This is a genomic window from Arthrobacter sp. zg-Y769, from assembly GCF_020907405.1.
GTDB lineage: Bacteria > Actinomycetota > Actinomycetes > Actinomycetales > Micrococcaceae > Arthrobacter_B.
This window is the reverse complement of the sequence record NZ_JAJJOE010000013.1, coordinates 1-16,375: the sequence shown is the minus strand read 5'-3', so window position 1 is coordinate 16,375 and position 16,375 is coordinate 1. Positions and strand designations below refer to the sequence as shown.

14 protein-coding genes and 2 tRNA genes are annotated in these 16,375 nt (G+C 66.7%); 10 read left to right on the top strand and 6 right to left on the bottom strand.

All coding sequences use genetic code 11. From position 1 onward, the window contains the following. Positions 1–75 precede the first annotated feature (75 nt). The 3 genes from LOC60_RS13175 to LOC60_RS13165 all read left to right on the top strand — a co-directional run bounded on the left by LOC60_RS13175 (position 76) and on the right by LOC60_RS13165 (position 1,921). Positions 76–163 (top strand) — tRNA-Ser (locus LOC60_RS13175). 82 nt (positions 164–245) lie between these two features. Continuing rightward, positions 246–869, top strand: coding sequence for a GNAT family N-acetyltransferase (locus LOC60_RS13170; RefSeq protein ID WP_230025894.1), 624 nt, complete (start codon positions 246–248; stop codon positions 867–869). Positions 870–880: 11 nt separating this feature from the next. Continuing rightward, positions 881–1,921: an aldo/keto reductase gene (locus LOC60_RS13165; protein ID WP_230025891.1), complete on the top strand. Its 1,041-nt coding sequence runs from the start codon at positions 881–883 to the stop codon at positions 1,919–1,921. Positions 1,922–2,010: 89 nt separating this feature from the next. On the opposite strand, the gene LOC60_RS13160 is transcribed toward LOC60_RS13165, so the two are convergent. After that, entirely contained in the window at positions 2,011–2,559 is a 549-nt protein-coding gene (locus tag LOC60_RS13160) for a hypothetical protein (protein ID WP_230025889.1), read from the bottom strand. 89 nt (positions 2,560–2,648) lie between these two features. Here LOC60_RS13160 and LOC60_RS13155 point away from each other — a divergent pair, with 89 nt between their 5' ends. Further along, complete coding sequence (locus LOC60_RS13155) at positions 2,649–3,485, top strand: crotonase/enoyl-CoA hydratase family protein (protein WP_230025888.1); 837 nt, start codon at positions 2,649–2,651, stop codon at positions 3,483–3,485. Here LOC60_RS13155 and LOC60_RS13150 read toward each other — a convergent pair. Continuing rightward, positions 3,470–4,009, bottom strand: a complete 540-nt coding sequence (locus tag LOC60_RS13150) for a hypothetical protein (RefSeq protein ID WP_230025885.1) — start codon at positions 4,007–4,009, stop codon at positions 3,470–3,472. The genes LOC60_RS13155 and LOC60_RS13150 overlap by 16 nt on opposite strands. 278 nt (positions 4,010–4,287) lie before the next feature. Here LOC60_RS13150 and LOC60_RS13145 point away from each other — a divergent pair, with 278 nt between their 5' ends. Continuing rightward, positions 4,288–5,130, top strand: a complete 843-nt coding sequence (locus LOC60_RS13145; RefSeq protein ID WP_230025883.1) for an alpha/beta fold hydrolase — start codon at positions 4,288–4,290, stop codon at positions 5,128–5,130. 94 nt (positions 5,131–5,224) lie between these two features. Here LOC60_RS13145 and LOC60_RS13140 read toward each other — a convergent pair whose 3' ends face one another. After that, the gene (locus LOC60_RS13140) at positions 5,225–7,393 is read right to left on the bottom strand and encodes a RecQ family ATP-dependent DNA helicase (RefSeq protein WP_230025881.1); all 2,169 of its coding nucleotides are present in this window, start codon (positions 7,391–7,393) and stop codon (positions 5,225–5,227) included. A gap of 96 nt (positions 7,394–7,489) precedes the next feature. On the opposite strand from LOC60_RS13140, the gene LOC60_RS13135 reads away from it, so the two are divergent. Both LOC60_RS13135 and LOC60_RS13130 read left to right on the top strand, forming a co-directional pair. Beyond that, positions 7,490–8,896, top strand: a complete 1,407-nt coding sequence (locus tag LOC60_RS13135) for a phosphomannomutase/phosphoglucomutase (RefSeq protein ID WP_230025879.1) — start codon at positions 7,490–7,492, stop codon at positions 8,894–8,896. 3 nt (positions 8,897–8,899) lie between these two features. After that, positions 8,900–9,352 carry a hypothetical protein gene (locus LOC60_RS13130; RefSeq protein ID WP_229952962.1) on the top strand — a complete coding sequence of 151 codons (453 nt, stop codon included), beginning with the start codon at positions 8,900–8,902 and terminating at the stop codon, positions 9,350–9,352. Between the two features lie 72 nt (positions 9,353–9,424). Here the strand turns inward: LOC60_RS13130 and LOC60_RS13125 are convergent, their stop codons facing one another. Next, positions 9,425–11,311 carry a phosphoenolpyruvate carboxykinase (GTP) gene (locus LOC60_RS13125; RefSeq protein WP_230025877.1) on the bottom strand — a complete coding sequence of 629 codons (1,887 nt, stop codon included), beginning with the start codon at positions 11,309–11,311 and terminating at the stop codon, positions 9,425–9,427. Between the two features lie 303 nt (positions 11,312–11,614). Here LOC60_RS13125 and LOC60_RS13120 point away from each other — a divergent pair. The 3 genes from LOC60_RS13120 to LOC60_RS13110 all read left to right on the top strand — a co-directional run bounded on the left by LOC60_RS13120 (position 11,615) and on the right by LOC60_RS13110 (position 14,054). Continuing rightward, positions 11,615–11,690, top strand: a tRNA-Arg gene (locus LOC60_RS13120). 159 nt (positions 11,691–11,849) lie between these two features. Beyond that, positions 11,850–12,581 carry a GAF and ANTAR domain-containing protein gene (locus tag LOC60_RS13115; RefSeq protein WP_230025875.1) on the top strand — a complete coding sequence of 244 codons (732 nt, stop codon included), beginning with the start codon at positions 11,850–11,852 and terminating at the stop codon, positions 12,579–12,581. A gap of 51 nt (positions 12,582–12,632) precedes the next feature. After that, complete coding sequence (locus LOC60_RS13110) at positions 12,633–14,054, top strand: dihydrolipoyl dehydrogenase family protein (protein WP_230025873.1); 1,422 nt, start codon at positions 12,633–12,635, stop codon at positions 14,052–14,054. A gap of 58 nt (positions 14,055–14,112) precedes the next feature. Here the strand turns inward: LOC60_RS13110 and LOC60_RS13105 are convergent, their stop codons facing one another. Next, positions 14,113–14,637, bottom strand: a complete 525-nt coding sequence (locus LOC60_RS13105; protein WP_230025871.1) for a SixA phosphatase family protein — start codon at positions 14,635–14,637, stop codon at positions 14,113–14,115. 253 nt (positions 14,638–14,890) lie between these two features. Further along, entirely contained in the window at positions 14,891–15,760 is an 870-nt protein-coding gene (locus LOC60_RS13100) for a winged helix-turn-helix domain-containing protein (protein WP_230025869.1), read from the bottom strand. Between the last annotated feature and the right edge of the window lie 615 nt (positions 15,761–16,375).

The following is a 16,375-nucleotide window of genomic DNA, read 5'->3' as shown; positions in this document are numbered from 1 at the left end:
AGTTGCCGGTAGTCTTGTCAGGCTGGCAGCGGAAGCTGCAGGCCTGCTGGACAGTGTGATGCTGGAAAGTATGTTGGAGACGTGCCAGAGCGGCCGAATGGGCTTCACTGCTAATGAAGTGTGGGCCTAAAGCCCACCGGGAGTTCAAATCTCCCCGTCTCCGCGCTGAAACCCCCGGGAAACCGGGGGTTTTTTTGCGTCTACCCTAGATTCACCACCGAATCGCCTTAGAAGGGGCCGCAGCCATGGAACACGGGAGCATCCTGCTTCACGGAGCACGCGTCACGCTGCGGGACTTCCAGTCCGACGACGTCGACGCCGTCCATGCCTTTGCCTCCGATCCCGTGGTCACGCAGTGGTCCACGTGGGGCCCCAACACCCTCGCCGATACGCAGGCCTTTATTGCCGACGCCGCCGCCGAAGCCGGAACGCCCGGCCGGACAAAGTTCACGCTCGCCGCGGTGTTCCAGGGCCGCCTGGTGGGGACCGCAGGGGTGTGGACCACGAGTGCCGCCGACCGCAACGGGGAAATGGGCTACACCCTGGCCCGCGAGGTCTGGGGCATGGGCCTCGCCACCGAAACCGCCGCACTCCTGCTGGACCTGGCCTTCGGGCCGATGCGGCTCGTCCGGGTGGAGGCCACCTGCCATCCGGAAAACGCCGGTTCGGTCCGGGTGCTGGAAAAGAACTGCTTTGCCTTCGAGGGCAGGCTCCGGGAACACCGACTGGTGGACGGACACCGCCGCGACTCCCTGCTGTTCGCCGCCCTGCTTTCGGACCGGGCGCGGGACCAGCCGCCGTCGGACCGGGCGCTTTCGGGACGGGTCCCGGATAAGCTGGCAGCCGGTTCAACAGCTCCCCTACCGTGAAGGAAATCCCCATGGAAATGCGACTGCTCGGCAACAGCGGAACCTCGGTCAGCAACTATGCGCTGGGCACCATGACCTTCGGCAACGAATCCGACGAGCGGGCCTCGCACGCCATCCTCGACGACTATGTCCGCGCCGGCGGAAACTTCGTGGACACCGCGGACGTCTACACAACCGGTGCGTCCGAAGAGATTATCGGCCGCTGGCTCCACTCCCGTCCCACGGAGGCGGCCGACGTCGTCCTCGCCACCAAGGGACGCTTCCCGATGGGTGCCGGGGCCAATGACCTGGGCACCTCCCGGCGGCACCTGCGCCGCGCCCTGGACGACTCCCTGACCCGGTTGGGCGTGGACCACGTGGACCTGTACCAGCTGCATGCCTGGGATCCCTGCACTCCGCTCGAGGAGAGCCTGCGCTTCCTCAATGACGCCATCACGGCGGGGAAGATCAGTTACTACGGGCTTTCGAACTTCACCGGGTGGCAGCTGACCAAGGCCGTCTACCTGGCACGGGAACACGGGTGGGCTTTGCCGGTCACACTCCAGCCGCAGTACAACCTGCTCGAGCGGGAGATCGAATCGGAGATTGTTCCGGCAGCGCTCGACGCCGGACTCGGGCTGCTGCCGTGGTCACCGCTCGCCGGCGGTTGGCTGACCGGCAAATATGACCGCGAAACGGTGCCCGCCGGAAACACCCGAGTGGGCGACAACCCCACCCGCCAGTTCCAGGGCTGGGACCTGCGCAGCCACAACGAACGGACCTGGCGGATCCTCGACGAACTGAAGACCGTAGCCGCGGCGCATTCCGCCACGCAGGCGCAGGTGGCACTGGCTTGGCTGGCGGACCGTCCCGGGGTGACCTCGGTAATCCTCGGTGCCCGCACCACGGAGCAGCTGGCGGATAACCTCGGCGCGGCATTCCTGGTGCTGACCGACGAGGAAAAGCAGCGGCTGACCGAGCTGAGCGTCCCGCAGGTCGGCAACTACCCGTACGGCCCGGACGGCCGGAACCAGCGGGATCGGCTGCTTGAAGGCGGCCGGGCCGGGCGGTAACGCCTGCGGCGCGGAGCAGCCTAGAAGAGTACGGGCCGGGCCGGTGATGCGCCGGCCCGGCCCGTAGTCTGCCCAGTGAGCTACCTGCCTTAAGGCTTGAGGAAGTCCTCGGGCCGCAGCTGCTGGGCCCATTTGCTGATCTCTTCTTCCCGGACCGCTTCTGATTCGGCGCCGGCCGCGGGTTTGGCGGCATCCGGCGTGGCCGCTGCGGGCTTGGCGGCATCCGGGGCGACAGGGGACTCAGGATCCGGAATAGGCCGCACATACGGCTGCGGGTGGGCGGCCATGTTGGTGATGGCGGCGCCCGAGGCACGGATGCCGGCGCCGGTGAACATGGCGTAGAGCTTCAGTGCCTTCACCGGCTGCCCCTGGCCGAGGGCGGCGTAAATCTGCCGGTGCTGGTCCGCGCTGAGCAGGGCGGCCGCGTCCTTGGCGGCCTGCGGCGACGTGCCGGTTCCCGCCGGGGCGGGACGGGGACGTGCCGGGCGTGCGGGCCGCGCCGCAGCAGGGCCCGGAGCGCCGCTCGAGGTGCCCGCCTCCGGTTTCGGGTCGGCGGCACGGCGCTTCTCGAACCTGCCCCACAGTGCGCTTACAACAGCGATGGATAGGACGAAGAGAATGATAACCGCGAGCTCCATACCTTGATCCTAGCTTTGCTTTCTTCGGGCCTTAAAACGGCCGGTATATTGACGTCCAGCACAATGACGCACCAATCAACGGAGATGCCATGACGTCCAGCGCCGCTTCACTGCCTTCCCTGAGCTCCCTGAGTGTCGAAATTCACGAGGGCGTGGCCGAGGTGCAGTTGATCGGACCGTCGAAGGGCAACGCCATGGGCCCCGATTTCTGGACCGAACTGCCCACCGTGTTCGATGCGCTCAGCACCGATGACGCCGTCCGGTCCGTGCTGCTTTACGGCTCCGGCGGGAACTTCAGCTACGGGCTGGATCTGCCCGCCATGGCCCCGCTCTTCGCTCCGCTGCTTGCCGCCGGCGGCATGGACGCCAAGCTGCGCGAGGGCTTCCGCCGGCAGATCAAGGACCTCCAGGACGCCGTCACCTCGCTGGTCCGCTGCGCGAAGCCCGTCATTGCGGCGGTGGACGGCTGGTGCGTCGGCGGAGCGATTGATGTGATTGCCGCAGCGGACATCCGCATTTCCTCCCGCACTGCCCGGTTCAGCGTTCGGGAAGTCCGGGTCGCCATCGTGGCGGACCTCGGCTCCCTGCAGCGCCTGCCCGCCATCATCGGTGAAGGCGCCACCCGGCAGCTGGCCCTGACCGGGGAGGATTTCGACGCCGACCGTGCCGCGTCCCTGGGGCTGGTCACGGAACTGGCGGACGACGTCGTCGCGCGCGGCCGCGAGCTGGCAGCCCAGGTTGCTGCCAATCCCCCGCTGGTGGTGCAGGGCGTCAAGCAGATCATGAACCGGCGGACGCAGGCACAGGTCCAGGACGGGTTGGACTATGTGCAGGTCTGGAACACGGCGTTCCTGGCCAGCCGCGACTTCGGGGAGGCCACCGCCGCCTTCGCGGAGCGGCGTCCACCGGTCTACCGCGGCGAGTAGGGGGCCCGGGCGGCAGCACGCCTCAGCTGCACCGGAACCGCGGCGGCGGCAACGGTGACCAGGCCGAGAATCACCGCTGCTCCGGGCAGCTCGGGGGACACGGCGAGCGCCACCGCGGCGGCCAGCGCCGTGAATCCCATCGCGGCGGTCCGTGCGTCCCGGGTCCGTACCGCCAGCAGCAGCAGGGCGGCCCCGAAAACCGGGCTGAACACCAGTTCCGGAGCAAACGGGGCGCAGAACACCGCGAGCCCCGCGAGCGCTGCCATCGCTCCGCGCTGGTGCCGGATCCCGCGCCGTGCCTCATGCCGTGCGGTGAGTGCCCAGACAACTACGAGCAACACCGCAGCAAGCAGTCCGGCACCGAAGTGCACCAGCAGGGACGGCAGCCAGGACCCGGGGACCGGACTCCCCCGGCCCGCCAGCTGCCAGCACATCCCCACCAGCGCGCCGGCAGCAGTTGCAGCAGACAGCCAGCCGGCAGCGCTGCGGTCCGCTGCACGTGTTTCTCGTCCGTCCCACCCCATGTCACTTCCCCATGTCCAGCAGTAGTCACCGCTTCAGGATCGAGTCTGCAAAATTTACCGGATTTTGGATCGAGTCTGCAGCATTTACCGTTTTGCTGCCCGAAAACGGTAATTTCTGCTGAATCGATTTCAGGGATGAGCCCAATCGATGCCCCCGGCGGCGCTCGGCCGGAACGGATTTCCACGGCCGGCACCCTTACCGCAGGGCGTTCCTTCTTCTAGCATCTCCCCCGCAGCGGGAACGGCCGTTCCCGCCCGATCCGAGAAGGGAACTGCTGATGGGCTACATCGAAGTGGGCACCGAGAACAGCGCCGCCATCCACCTCTACTACGAAGACCAGGGGGCCGGCCAGCCGGTGGTCCTGGTCCACGGCTATCCGCTGGACGGCCACAGCTGGGAGCGCCAGACGCGCGAGCTGCTCGCCGCCGGGTACCGCGTCATCACCTATGACCGGCGGGGTTTCGGACAGTCCAGCAAAGTCGGTTCCGGCTATGACTACAACACGTTCGCGGCGGACCTGAATACGCTGCTCGAGACCCTGGACCTGCGGGACGTCATCCTGATGGGCTTCTCCATGGGCACCGGCGAGCTCGCCCGCTACGTCTCCCGGCATGGCTCCGACCGGATAGCCAAGCTCGCGTTCCTCGCCTCGCTTGAACCGTATCTGGTGGCCCGGGACGACAATCCCGACGGCGTGCCGCAGGAGGTCTTTGACGGCATCGAAGCCACCGCCCGGGAGGACCGGTACGCCTGGTTCACCAACTTCTATTCCGACTTCTACAACCTCGACGAGAACCTTGGCAGCCGGATCAGCCAGGAAGCCGTCACCGCCAGCTGGAACACCGCCACCCAGAGTGCCCCGGTAGCGGCGTACGCCGTGGTGCCCACCTGGATCGAAGACTTCCGCGCCGACGTCGATGCCGTCCGCGAAAGCGGCAGGCCGGTGCTGATCCTGCATGGCACGGCGGACAAGATCCTTCCCATCGATGCCACCGCCCGCCGGTTCCGGAAGCTGGTTCCGGACGCGGAGTACGTGGAGATCGACGGCGCGCCCCATGGCCTGCTGTGGACGCACGCAGCCGAGGTCAATAAGGCGCTGCTGGAATTCGTCGCCAAGTAGCGGTTCCTGCCAAGCAACCGGCAGGCCGGCCATGCCGACAGCAGCGGGCCGGGCCGCAACCCGTCCCGCTGCTGTTTGTGCGTCAGGCCGCGCGTCAGGCCTTCAGCGCAAGCACAAACGGCAGCACGGCTTCGGCGCCGGCTTCGCGCAGTACCCGGCCGGCCTCGGTGAGGGTCCAGCGGCTGTCCGCGAAGTCATCCACCAGCAGCACCGGCCCGGGATTCGCAGCGAACCACGCGGCCCCTTCCGGGGGAACCGCAAACTGGTCCCATACGGCGGCCAGCCGGAAGGCACTGTTGCCGCCCGGGCCGCCGGTGGGGCCGCCGTGCGGCAGCTGCAGCGTCCCCAGATACGGGATCCGGCCAAGTTCCGAGAGCCCGGCGGCCAGCGAGTCCACCAGCTGCGGCCGGGACCGGGAAGGAATGGACACAATGGCCACCGGGCGTTCGGCCCAGCCCCACTGGGCCAGGACCTGCACGCAGCCGTTCAGCAGCGCCGAGTCCACCGGAACGTCTTCGGCGCCCGGCGCAAAGATTTCGCGCAGCCGGCCACCCCAACCCAGGTCGGTCAACCTGGCAAGTGCACGCCCGCCGGAAACGACACGATCGGGCTTGATTTTCCCCTTGACCGGCACACCCAGCCGGTCCATGCCCGAGGGATACATTCCCCGGGGATCCACCTCAACGCCGACCTTGTCCAGCGCCCGGGCCGCGTTGTCCGAGGCCTCCGCCGCGACGTCGTCGGCGAACCAGCGGCCGGCACAGTTGTCGCAGCGCCCGCAGGGTGCCGCTGCCGGGTCGTCAAGCTGCTGGGAGAGGAACTGCATGCGGCAGCCGGAGGTGCTCTCGTAATCGAGCATCGCCTGCTGTTCCTTCACCCGGGCAGCGGCAATGCGTTCATAGCGTTCACGGTCGTAATGCCAGGGCTGGCCGGTGCCCCGCCAGCCGCCGGACACCTTTTCGACGGCGCCGTCCACGGACAGAACCTTCAGCAGCAGTTCCAGCGGCGAGCGCTTCAGGTTGACCCGGGTCTCCAGCACACCGACGGACAGCACCTCGCCGGACGCCAGCTCGGAGAGCACAGCGGTGGCCGGCCCCTCCTCCGGCATGGAGGACGTGGCGAAGTACTGCCAGATGTCGCGGTCCTCGGCCCCGGGCAGCAGCAGCACATCGGCGTTGGGAGTGCCGCGGCCGGCACGTCCCACCTGCTGGTAGTACGCCACCGGAGAGGACGGGGCGCCCAGGTGGATCACGAACCCAAGATCGGGTTTGTCGAAGCCCATGCCCAGTGCGCTGGTAGCCACCAGTGCCTTGACGCGGTTCTCCTTCAGCGCAGCTTCAGCCTCTTCGCGGTCCGCGGGGTCGGTGCGCCCGGTGTAGGCAAGGACCGGGTGTCCTGCCTTCTGCAGCAGCCGGGCGGTGTCTTCGGCGCCGGACACGGTCAGGGCGTAGATGATGCCGCTGCCGGGCAGGTCGTCCAGGTGCGTCAGCAGCCAGGCCAGGCGTGCCTTGGGGTTGGGCAGCCGCAGCACGCCAAGGCGCAGGGATTTACGGGCCAGCGGACCGCGGATGGTGAAAACGTCTTCGCCGCCGGCGGCGAGCTGTTCCTCGATGTCCTTCACCACGCGGCTGTTGGCCGTGGCAGTGGTGGCGAGCACCGGCACGGTGGAAGGCAGCTGCTCGATCAGGCTGCGGATACGGCGGTAATCCGGACGGAAGTCGTGGCCCCAGTCGGAAATACAGTGCGCTTCATCAATCACCAGCAGCCCGGAGCGCCGGATCAGCTCCGGCAGATGCTGCTCCCGGAACCCGGGGTTGTTCAGCCGTTCCGGGGACACCAGCAGCACGTCCACCTGATCGGCCTCGAGCTTCGCGGAAATGTCCTGCCACTCCAGCTGGTTCGCGGAGTTGATGGCTTCTGCCCGGACCCCTGCCCGCCCGGCGGCGGCCACCTGGTCCCGCATCAGGGCCAGCAGCGGGGAGACAATCAGCGTGGGACCGGCCCCGCGGGCACGCAGCAGCAGGCTGGCCACAAAATACACCGCCGATTTTCCCCAGCCGGTGCGCTGGACCACCAGGGCACGCCGCCCGCCCGAAACCAGTGCCTCAATGGCTTCGAACTGGTCCTGGTGGAACTCGGCGGAGTCATTGCCCACCAGCGCCCGCAGCAGCTGAACCGCCTCGGTGTGCAGAGCGCGGGTTGTTTCGGAAGCGCCTCCGGAAGCGGTGGTGCCGGAAGTGCCTTGCGTATCAGTGCTTTCCATACCATCCACTATCCCAGCCCTCCGGAGCCGTTCGCTGCACGGGATTTGCGCTGTGGACAAGACCGCCCCGGCGGAGGCCCCTATAGACTGGCCAACGTGAACAATGCATTCGACCTCTCCGCGTCCTTTAAGGCCTACGACGTCCGCGGCGTCGTAGGCGAGACCATCACCCCGCAGATCGTCGAGGCCGTTGGTGCCGCGTTTGTAGACGTTCAGGGCCTGACCGGGCAGACGGTACTGGTGGGCGGTGACATGCGCCCGTCCTCCCCCGAGTTCATCCGGGACTTCGCCCGGGGCGCCACTGCCCGCGGTGCCGACGTGCTCCTGCTGGACCTGATTTCCACCGATGAGCTCTACTACGCCTGCGGGGTGCTCAATGCCGCCGGTGTGACCTTCACCGCCAGCCACAACCCGGCCCAGTACAACGGGATCAAGATGGCCAAGGCCGGCGCCGTGCCCATCTCCTCGGAAACCGGGCTCCAAGAAATCCAGGCCCTCGCGGAGAAGTACCTGAACGAGGGCGTCATTCCCGCAGCACCGACTCAGGGATCCATCTCCGTCCGCGACGTCCTGGCCGACTACGCCGGGTACCTGCGCAGCCTGGTGGACCTGTCCGCCATCCGCCCGCTGAAGGTAGTGGTGGATGCCGGAAACGGCATGGCCGGCATGACCACCCCCGCCGTGCTGGGCGACACCATCCTGCCCGGACTGCCGCTGGACATTGTTCCGCTCTACTTTGAACTGGACGGGTCCTTCCCGAACCACCCGGCCAACCCGCTGGAGCCGGAGAACCTGCGGGACCTGCAGGCCGCCGTCGTCGAACACGGCGCGGACATCGGCCTGGCATTCGACGGCGACGCCGACCGCTGCTTTGTGATCGACGAAAAGGGCGAGCCGGTCAGCCCCTCCGCCGTCACCGCCCTGGTGGCCCGCCGGGAGATCGCCCGCGCCCGGGCCGCCGGCGAAGAGACGCCCGTGATCATCCACAACCTGATCACCTCCCGCGCCGTGCCCGAGCTGGTGGCGCACGACGGCGGCCGCGCCGTCCGCACGCGGGTGGGCCACTCCTTCATCAAGGCAGTGATGGCCAGCGAAGGTGCCGTCTTCGGCGGTGAACACTCCGCGCACTACTACTTCCGCGACTTCTACAACGCCGACACCGGCATGCTCGCCGCCATGCACGTGCTCGCCGCCCTTGGCGAGCAGACGCGTGTCCTCTCGGACCTGGCCCGTGAGTACGAGCCGTACTTCTCCTCCGGCGAGGTCAACTCCCGGGTCGAAGACGTCCCGGCCGCCGTCGCCCGCGTCCGTGCCGAATTCGAGCGCGACGGGGTCACCGTGGACACCCTCGACGGTGTCACCTTCACGTCCGACGACGGCGCGTGGTGGTTCAACCTCCGCGCCTCCAACACCGAACCCTTCCTGCGGCTGAACGCTGAAGCAGAGGACCTGCCCACCATGGAGCGCGTCCGCGACCACGTATTGAAACTAGTGAGGAAATAACAAATGGCTGATGTAGAACTGAACGGATCAGAGCCTTCCGCCGAGGTCCAGGAGGACCTGAACTCCCTGCTCGGCACCGCCCTCGGTGTCACTCAGGAGCAGCTCGAAGCGCAGGGCGCGTTCCTGCCCGCCGCACTCGTGGTGCAGAACGACGGCGAGCTGCGGATGATCGCCGTCGCCCCCGAGGACAGCGACGAGGACCTCGATGCCGACTCGATGATCGATGACCTGTACACGGTGCTGACCGAGCAGAAGGGTGAGAACCGCGCGGTTGCCGTGTTCTCGGACATCCACCTGCCGGAGGAAAACACCGACGCCATCCACATCGTCACCGAGCACTCCGAGGGCGTCTGCATCTCCGCAATCCAGACCTACTCCGAGCAGGACGGCGAGTGGACGTTCAACGAGCCCATCTGGGAGGGCGGCGAGCCCATCGTCTGGGCCGACGCTGAGTAACTAGCCCTGGCACTGCAAAAGGGAAGCCCCGCCGGCGTTTCGGCGGGGCTTCCCTTTTTCTGCGGTTATCGGCTACGCGGTGGCGAACCGGTCCTTGAGTTCAGCCAACCGGTCCTGCAGTTCCTGCGGCAGGGTGGCGCCGAAGCGTTCGTACCACTCATCGATGGCATCCAGCTCGGTGGCCCACTCCTGCGGGTCCACGCGGACCGCCTGCTCCACGTCCGCCGGAGTCATGTCCAGGCCGGTCAGGTCGATGGAGTCGCCGGTCGGAACGAAGCCGATGGGGGTTTCCACGGCCCCGGCCTTGCCCTCCAGACGCTCGATGACCCACTTCAGCACCCGGGCGTTGTCGCCGAAGCCCGGCCAGGCGAAACCGCCGTCCGCGGTGCGGCGGAACCAGTTCACCAGGAAGATCTTGGGCAGCTTCTCCTGGTTGGCCTTGCCGCTGAGTTCGATCCAGTGCCGCAGGTAGTCGCCGGCGTCGTAACCGATGAACGGCAGCATGGCCATCGGATCGCGACGGACCACGCCCACCTGCCCCGCGGCGGCGGCAGTGGTTTCGGAGGACAGCGTGGATCCCATGAAGATGCCGCTGGCCCAGTCCCGGGCCTCGGTCACCAGGGGAACGGTGGTCTTGCGCCGGCCGCCGAACAGGATGGCCGAGACCGGAACGCCGTTCGGCGAGTGGTATTCGTCCGCCAGCATGTCGATCTGGTCGATCGGGGTGCAGAAGCGTGAGTTCGGATGTGCAGCCGGCCGGCCGGCGTCGGGGGTCCATTCCTGCCCGAGCCAGTCCGTGAGATGCGCCGGCGCTTCGTCGGTCATGCCCTCCCACCAGACGCCGCCGTCGTCGGTCAGTGCCACGTTGGTGAAGATGGAGTTGCCCTTGGCGATGGCGCGCATGGCGTTGGGGTTGGTGCTCCACCCGGTGCCGGGAGCGACGCCGAAGAGGCCCGCCTCCGGATTCACTGCACGCAGTTCGCCTTCCTTGCCGAACCGCATCCAGGTGATGTCGTCACCCAGGGTTTCGACCTTCCAGCCCTCGATGGTCGGATCCAGGAGGGCCAGGTTGGTCTTGCCGCAGGCGGAGGGGAAGGCGGCGGAAACGTAGTAGTCCTTCTTCTCCGGGCTCGTGAGCTTGAGGATGAGCATGTGCTCGGCCAGCCAGCCTTCGTCCCGGGCCATGATGGAGGCAATGCGCAGGGCGTAGCATTTCTTGCCCAGCAGGGCGTTGCCGCCGTAGCCCGAACCGTAGGACCAGATGGAGCGGTCCTCGGGGAAGTGCACAATCCACTTATCGTCGCTGCACGGCCAGGGGACGTCGTCCTCGCCCTCGGCCAGCGGGAAGCCCACGGAGTGGAGTGCCGGAACGAAGAAGGCGTCCAGTTCCTCCATTTTGCGCAGCACGTCGGTGCCGATGTTCGCCATGATCCGCATGGAGGCAACCACATAGGCGCTGTCGGTGACTTCGACGCCGAACTTGGGGTCCTCCGCGTCCAGATGGCCCATCACGAAGGGCACCACGTACATGGTGCGGCCGCGCATGGAACCCGAGAAGAGCCCGTTGAGCTTGGCGCGCATCTCGCCCGGATCCATCCAGTTGTTGGTAAACCCGGCGTCTTCGCGCTTTTCGGAGCAGATGAACGTCTGCTCTTCGACCCTGGCCACGTCTTTGGGGTCGGAGAAGGCGGCAAAGGAATTCGGGAAGGTTTCGGGGTTCAGGCGTACCAGGGTGCCGGCATCAACGAGTTCATCCGTGAGGAGGCGGTTTTCCTCTTCGGAACCGTTCACCCAATACACGCGGTCAGGCTGCGTCAGCTCGGCTACTTCTTTTACCCAAGTGAGGAGGGCCTGGTGGGTGGTGGGTGCAGCAGTACCTCCGGTAGTGCTGTCCAGTGGCTGGCTTGCAGCATTCTCGCCGTTCTCATCGAGAACTAGCTGACGCGCGTCATCGCCCATGACTCTTCCCTTCGTTGGGTCAGTGGTGTGTTTTGATGCTAGTTGCGCCTTTCGGGCCGCTTTGCCGGAAAAGATCGCACCTTTTAGGGGGAAATGGTGATCGGTCGCACAAATACAAGAGAATCCGAGCCTCCAGCCTACTCCAATGTGACTAAGGTCACGTAGACCGGTCTAGTGACGCAGTCGACATGCATCTCGATTGGTGTTGCCCCCAAAAGCCCGCTATAGTTATCTACGGCCAAACAGCCACGGAAGAACTTGAAAGAAACCGGTGAGAATCGGTTTTGCTACAATAGTTCTTATGCGTGCGTAGCTCAACGGATAGAGCATCTGACTACGGATCAGAAGGTTGGGGGTTCGAATCCCTTCGCGCGCACCACTCAGACCCGGTCTGATCAGGAAACTGATCGGACCGGGTTTTTTGTTGTCTCTGGATACCCGCTCCTGCTCTGCGTAGTGTGGTCGGTAAGCAACCGGGCCGGCAGTCTGCGCCGGAAGGCCTTTCCCGCAGCGGCCGGCCCCGGAAGGGACCAGCGGCATGGCGAGTCCGAATTCCACCCAGCTGCCCGGCCTATTCATAGAGCTGGTGCTGGAGAGCCCGGACGTCCAGGATTTCCTCAACAGGTCGGCGGTCCTGGCCGCCCGCGAATTCTCCGGCCCGGACAGTCCCGTCTCCTGCGCCGTGACGCTCCTGTATAAATCCCGGCCCCGTGTCGTGGCCAGCAGCAGCGCTGAGGCCACGCGCATGGATGAAATCCAGTACTCCTACGGCGACGGCCCCTGCCTTACCGCAGCGCACAGCGGTGAGACGGTCCTCGTGAAGGACCTGGCCGCCGAGAACCGCTGGCCGGACTACACAAGCGAGGTGTCCCGCCACGGCCTGCACTCTGTCCTTGCCGTACCCATCGCCCTGTCCGGAGACTATCTCAGCGCCCTGAACCTGTACGCAGATCGGGAAAACGCCTTCCCCGACCCCACGGTGCACGCGGCTGAGAGTTTTGCCCGGCATGCTGCGGCAGCCGTACGGCTGGCCATCCGCATTACCGACACAACCTCAAGGGCAGAGGACCTTGTGGCCGCCATGCGTTCCCGCACCACCATCGATATTGCCATCGGCATCATCATGGGACAGAGCCGGTGCTCCCAGCAGCAGGCCTTCGATGTACTGCGGGCGGCCTCCAGCCACCGGAACATGAAGCTGCGCGAGGTGGCCGAATCCGTGGTGGCTTCTGTGAACGGAAGTCCCGCGGAAACGCATTTCGAAGGGTAGGCGAAGCTACCCCTGTTGCCCCGCTCCCGCCGCGGTGCAAGGCTCGTTGCCATGACTGAGACTCTGCAGACCGACGTAGTGGTGATTGGCGCAGGTGCCGTCGGGGAAAACGCCGCGGACCGCATTGTCCGCGGCGGGCTCTCCGCAGTCCTCGTGGAAGCGGCCCTGGTGGGCGGTGAATGCTCCTACTGGGCCTGCATGCCGTCCAAGGCCCTGCTGCGGCCCGGCACGGTGCTGAAGGAAGCACAGTCCCTGGCAGGTTCCCGTGAAGCCGTGACGGGAACGCTGGATACCGCCGCCGTCCTGGACCGCCGGAACTCGTTCACCTCCAACTGGGATGATGCGGGCCAGGCGGAGTGGGTCGCCGGCGCCGGGATCGAACTGGTCCGCGGCCGGGCACGGCTCACCGGGGAACGCGAGGTGGAAGTCGCGGCCAACGACGGCCGGACCCTGCGTATTTCCGCACGGCACGCCGTCGTCCTCGCCACCGGCTCCGAACCCATCACTCCCCCGATCGAGGGCCTGGACACCGTGGACTACTGGGGCACCCGGGACGCCACCTCCGCCGCCGAGATCCCCGGCAGCCTGGTGGTGATCGGCGGGGGCGTGTCCGGCGTCGAGCTGGCGCAGGCCTACGCCCGGCTGGGCTCGAAGGTTACGCTGCTGGCTCGGCACGACATCCTGGGGTCCTTCCCGGAGCCTGCACGCGCGTTGGTTCGGGACGGACTCGAAGCCGACGGCGTGGACGTACGCACGTCCGCCTCCCCCGGTGCCGTGCGGAAGTCCGACGACGGCGGCGTGGAAGTTGCGCTCGACGGCGGCGGAACCGTGACCGGGGACAAGCTGCTGGTTTCCACCGGGCGCCGGCCGGCGCTGGACGGCCTGGGCCTGGAGGCGGTTGGCCTCGATCCACACAAGTTGGACACCGATGATTCCGGCCGGGTGGCCGGGGTCGACTGGCTCTACGCCGTCGGGGACGCCGCCGGGAAGGTCCTGCTCACCCATCAGGGCAAATACGAGGCGCGGGCCACCGGCGATGTGATTGCGGCGCGGGCAAAGCAGGAACCCGGCAGCCGCGAACCGGCCGCGTGGAGCCGGTACACGGCGACCGCGGACCATTACGCCGTGCCGCAGGTGGTGTTTACCGACCCGGAACTGGCGATGGTGGGACGGACTCTGGAACAGGCCCGGGCGGACGGCATCAACGCCTCCGAGACATCTCTGGAGATCGCCGTCGCCGGCTCCTCGCTCTACGCCGACGATTACCGCGGCTGGGCGCAGATGGTGGTGGACGAGGACCGGCGCGTGCTGGTGGGCGTAACCTTCGCCGGTCCCGGCGTCTCGGAACTCCTCCATTCGGCAACCGTCGCCATTGCCGGGGAGGTTCCGCTGGAGCGCCTCTGGCACGCGGTGCCCGGCTACCCCACGATCAGTGAGGTCTGGCTCCGGCTGCTGGAAAAGTACGGGCTGTAACCTCCACCGTGTCCGCGTGTGGCCGACCTCCGTTGACGCTGCAGCCGGAGATCGGGCTCTAGGCCCGGCGCACCACGAAGTCGGTGATGCGGGCATCACGGCCGTCCAGCTCCGCCCAAGGCAGTGCGTGTTCCATCACGGTGAGGCCCGACGTCGGATACCGCGTGGCCATCTCCATGACCGCGTCTTCATCCGAGTCCGCCGAGGCAAGGCGCATGGCCAGATCCTGGACGCCGGGAAGGTGGGCGATCACAAGCAGGCTGGTGACCGTTTCCGGGACGTGGTTGATGAGGCTGAGGATCCGCTCCGGCGTCGCTGCGTAGAGACCGTCTTCGAGCTTCGCCGTGGGCGCCTTGTCACCGAGCTCCTTGCAGACCCAGGTGCAGGTCTGCCGGGCGCGCAGGGCGGAGGAGCAGAGGATGAAGTCTGGAATGCTGCCGTGCTCGCGCATCCATTCCCCGGCCAGCGGTGCGTCCCGGTGTCCCCGGCCGGAGAGCGGCCGCTCATGGTCGGCGACGTCGCGGGGCCAGTCCGCCTTGGCGTGGCGCAGGAGCTGGAGTTTCTTGAGGTGGTGGCCGGTCATTTGCTCAGTTTAGCCGCGGACGGAGCCCCCACTTGCGGTTTATCCCGGACCCCCGGCTTATCCCCGGCTCGCCCGGCCCGATTCCCTCCGGTATGTCCCGATCGCTGCGGTCTGTCCGGATCCCTGCGGCTTGTCCGGATCCCTGCGCCGCGCGGCGCAGGGATTGCGACGAACCGCAGGGATTACGACAAACCGCAGGATTCTCGGCCTCCCACTCCGTCCGCGGCTGCGGTCCTCAGGACCGCGAGGGCAGCTAGATGCTGTATTCCGGTGCTGCCCAGACAACAACCTCGGGGTGCTCGTAGAAGCGGTAGCCCTGGCCGCGGACCGTGCGGACGGTGTTGGCCAGCCGGCCCAGCTTGGAGCGCAGCCGCCGGATGTGGACGTCGATGGTGCGTTCGTTCGGCACCTCTTCGGCGTTGCGCCACAGCCCGGCCAGCAGCTCTTCGCGCCCGACGGTCCTGCTCGCGTTCTCCACCAGGTAGTTCAGGAGCTCAAATTCCTTGAACGTCAGGTTCAGCGTGTCCCCGTCGAGGTGGACCTCGCGGCGGGACAGGTCGATCAGGACGCCGGAGGGACGAAGCGCAGCCGGAGGCTGGGGTGCCGGCACCTGCTGCGGTACGGGCTGGCGCCGGGTGACCGTGGGATCTCCGAGGGCCTGGCGGACCACGTCGATGTCCGAGCCGGTAGCGCCGGCCGGGGCAAGGGCGACGGCGGCGTGGCTCTGGGCGCCGGGAACCAGGGTCTGGACGTGCGCCCGGATTTCCTGTGCCAGTTTGCTCAGTGACGTGCCGTTGGCCGCGGCGGTTTCTTCATCGAGGCCGACATAGATGACGAATCCGCGGGCCGCGGTGTCATTGCTGACCGGCTGGGGTCCGGGAATGCCGTTCGGAGTGACCACTTGCATGGGGGCGGTCATGGGCTGCGCATCCTGTCCGGGGACGGCGCGGAGCGGACGGGCTCCGGTGCCGGTGGTGGCCGGAATGCTATAGGACTGGTTCCCGAACTGCTGGGCGCCGTAGGAGTTGGAGAAACCGCCGGCGGGCTGGCGCTGGGAACCTGATCCGGCGCGGTTCTGCGCGTTGCGCAGGGAAATGTGGACGTAACCGGATGCTACTGACATGTTGGACCTCATCGTGAATCGACGTCATCACGGCTCGAATGCTGGGGGTGTGCCCGGTCGAGACGGCGCCTATTATGCCCGTGCTGGGCCTGAGTCTTACCTGTGGATGGGGGTGGTTCCAAAGGTATGCATTCGACAACAGCTAGTCTCCTGAGCGGCGCGGAGGCCTTCCGGGATGACTGCGACTGGTGCTGTCGTGTTGGTGTTCACACTCCGGATTATTGCATGTAACAAAGGGATATGCGCAAGTAACAATGCCCCGGTTGTCTCACATATTGGACGTTTTACCCCGTTATGTGAGCTACTTCACATAAAGACACAATGAATAGCTATGCGGAAATATGTATAAGACCTAAATCTATTTGGCTCCAGTGCGGCTTCCACCTCGGCAATATCGAGTGGCATTTACGAAAAAGGCACCCACCCCGTAAGCGAGCTTACGGAGCAGGTGCCGTCAAGCATCTGCTGATTGTCCACATAGTGGACAGGTCTTCGGGCCCACCGGTTGAACCCGGGGGGGGGGGGGGGGGGGGGGGGCGGGCCCCCCCCCCCGGGGGGGGGGGGGTTAACCGACGCCGTAAACCCGGTCGCCGGGCGCGCCCCCGCCGGGAACCT

What these genes read in the sequence shown, in the direction of transcription:
- LOC60_RS13170 (WP_230025894.1), top strand. Translation starts at nt 246, where the DNA reads ATGGAACACGGGAGCATCCTGCTTCACGGAGCACGCGTCACGCTGCGG.
- LOC60_RS13165 (WP_230025891.1), top strand. Translation starts at nt 881, where the DNA reads ATGGAAATGCGACTGCTCGGCAACAGCGGAACCTCGGTCAGCAACTAT.
- LOC60_RS13160 (WP_230025889.1), bottom strand. Translation starts at nt 2,559, where the DNA reads ATGGAGCTCGCGGTTATCATTCTCTTCGTCCTATCCATCGCTGTTGTA.
- LOC60_RS13155 (WP_230025888.1), top strand. Translation starts at nt 2,649, where the DNA reads ATGACGTCCAGCGCCGCTTCACTGCCTTCCCTGAGCTCCCTGAGTGTC.
- LOC60_RS13150 (WP_230025885.1), bottom strand. Translation starts at nt 4,009, where the DNA reads ATGGGGTGGGACGGACGAGAAACACGTGCAGCGGACCGCAGCGCTGCC.
- LOC60_RS13145 (WP_230025883.1), top strand. Translation starts at nt 4,288, where the DNA reads ATGGGCTACATCGAAGTGGGCACCGAGAACAGCGCCGCCATCCACCTC.
- LOC60_RS13140 (WP_230025881.1), bottom strand. Translation starts at nt 7,393, where the DNA reads ATGGAAAGCACTGATACGCAAGGCACTTCCGGCACCACCGCTTCCGGA.
- LOC60_RS13130 (WP_229952962.1), top strand. Translation starts at nt 8,900, where the DNA reads ATGGCTGATGTAGAACTGAACGGATCAGAGCCTTCCGCCGAGGTCCAG.
- LOC60_RS13125 (WP_230025877.1), bottom strand. Translation starts at nt 11,311, where the DNA reads ATGGGCGATGACGCGCGTCAGCTAGTTCTCGATGAGAACGGCGAGAAT.
- LOC60_RS13115 (WP_230025875.1), top strand. Translation starts at nt 11,850, where the DNA reads ATGGCGAGTCCGAATTCCACCCAGCTGCCCGGCCTATTCATAGAGCTG.
- LOC60_RS13110 (WP_230025873.1), top strand. Translation starts at nt 12,633, where the DNA reads ATGACTGAGACTCTGCAGACCGACGTAGTGGTGATTGGCGCAGGTGCC.
- LOC60_RS13105 (WP_230025871.1), bottom strand. Translation starts at nt 14,637, where the DNA reads ATGACCGGCCACCACCTCAAGAAACTCCAGCTCCTGCGCCACGCCAAG.
- LOC60_RS13100 (WP_230025869.1), bottom strand. Translation starts at nt 15,760, where the DNA reads ATGTCAGTAGCATCCGGTTACGTCCACATTTCCCTGCGCAACGCGCAG.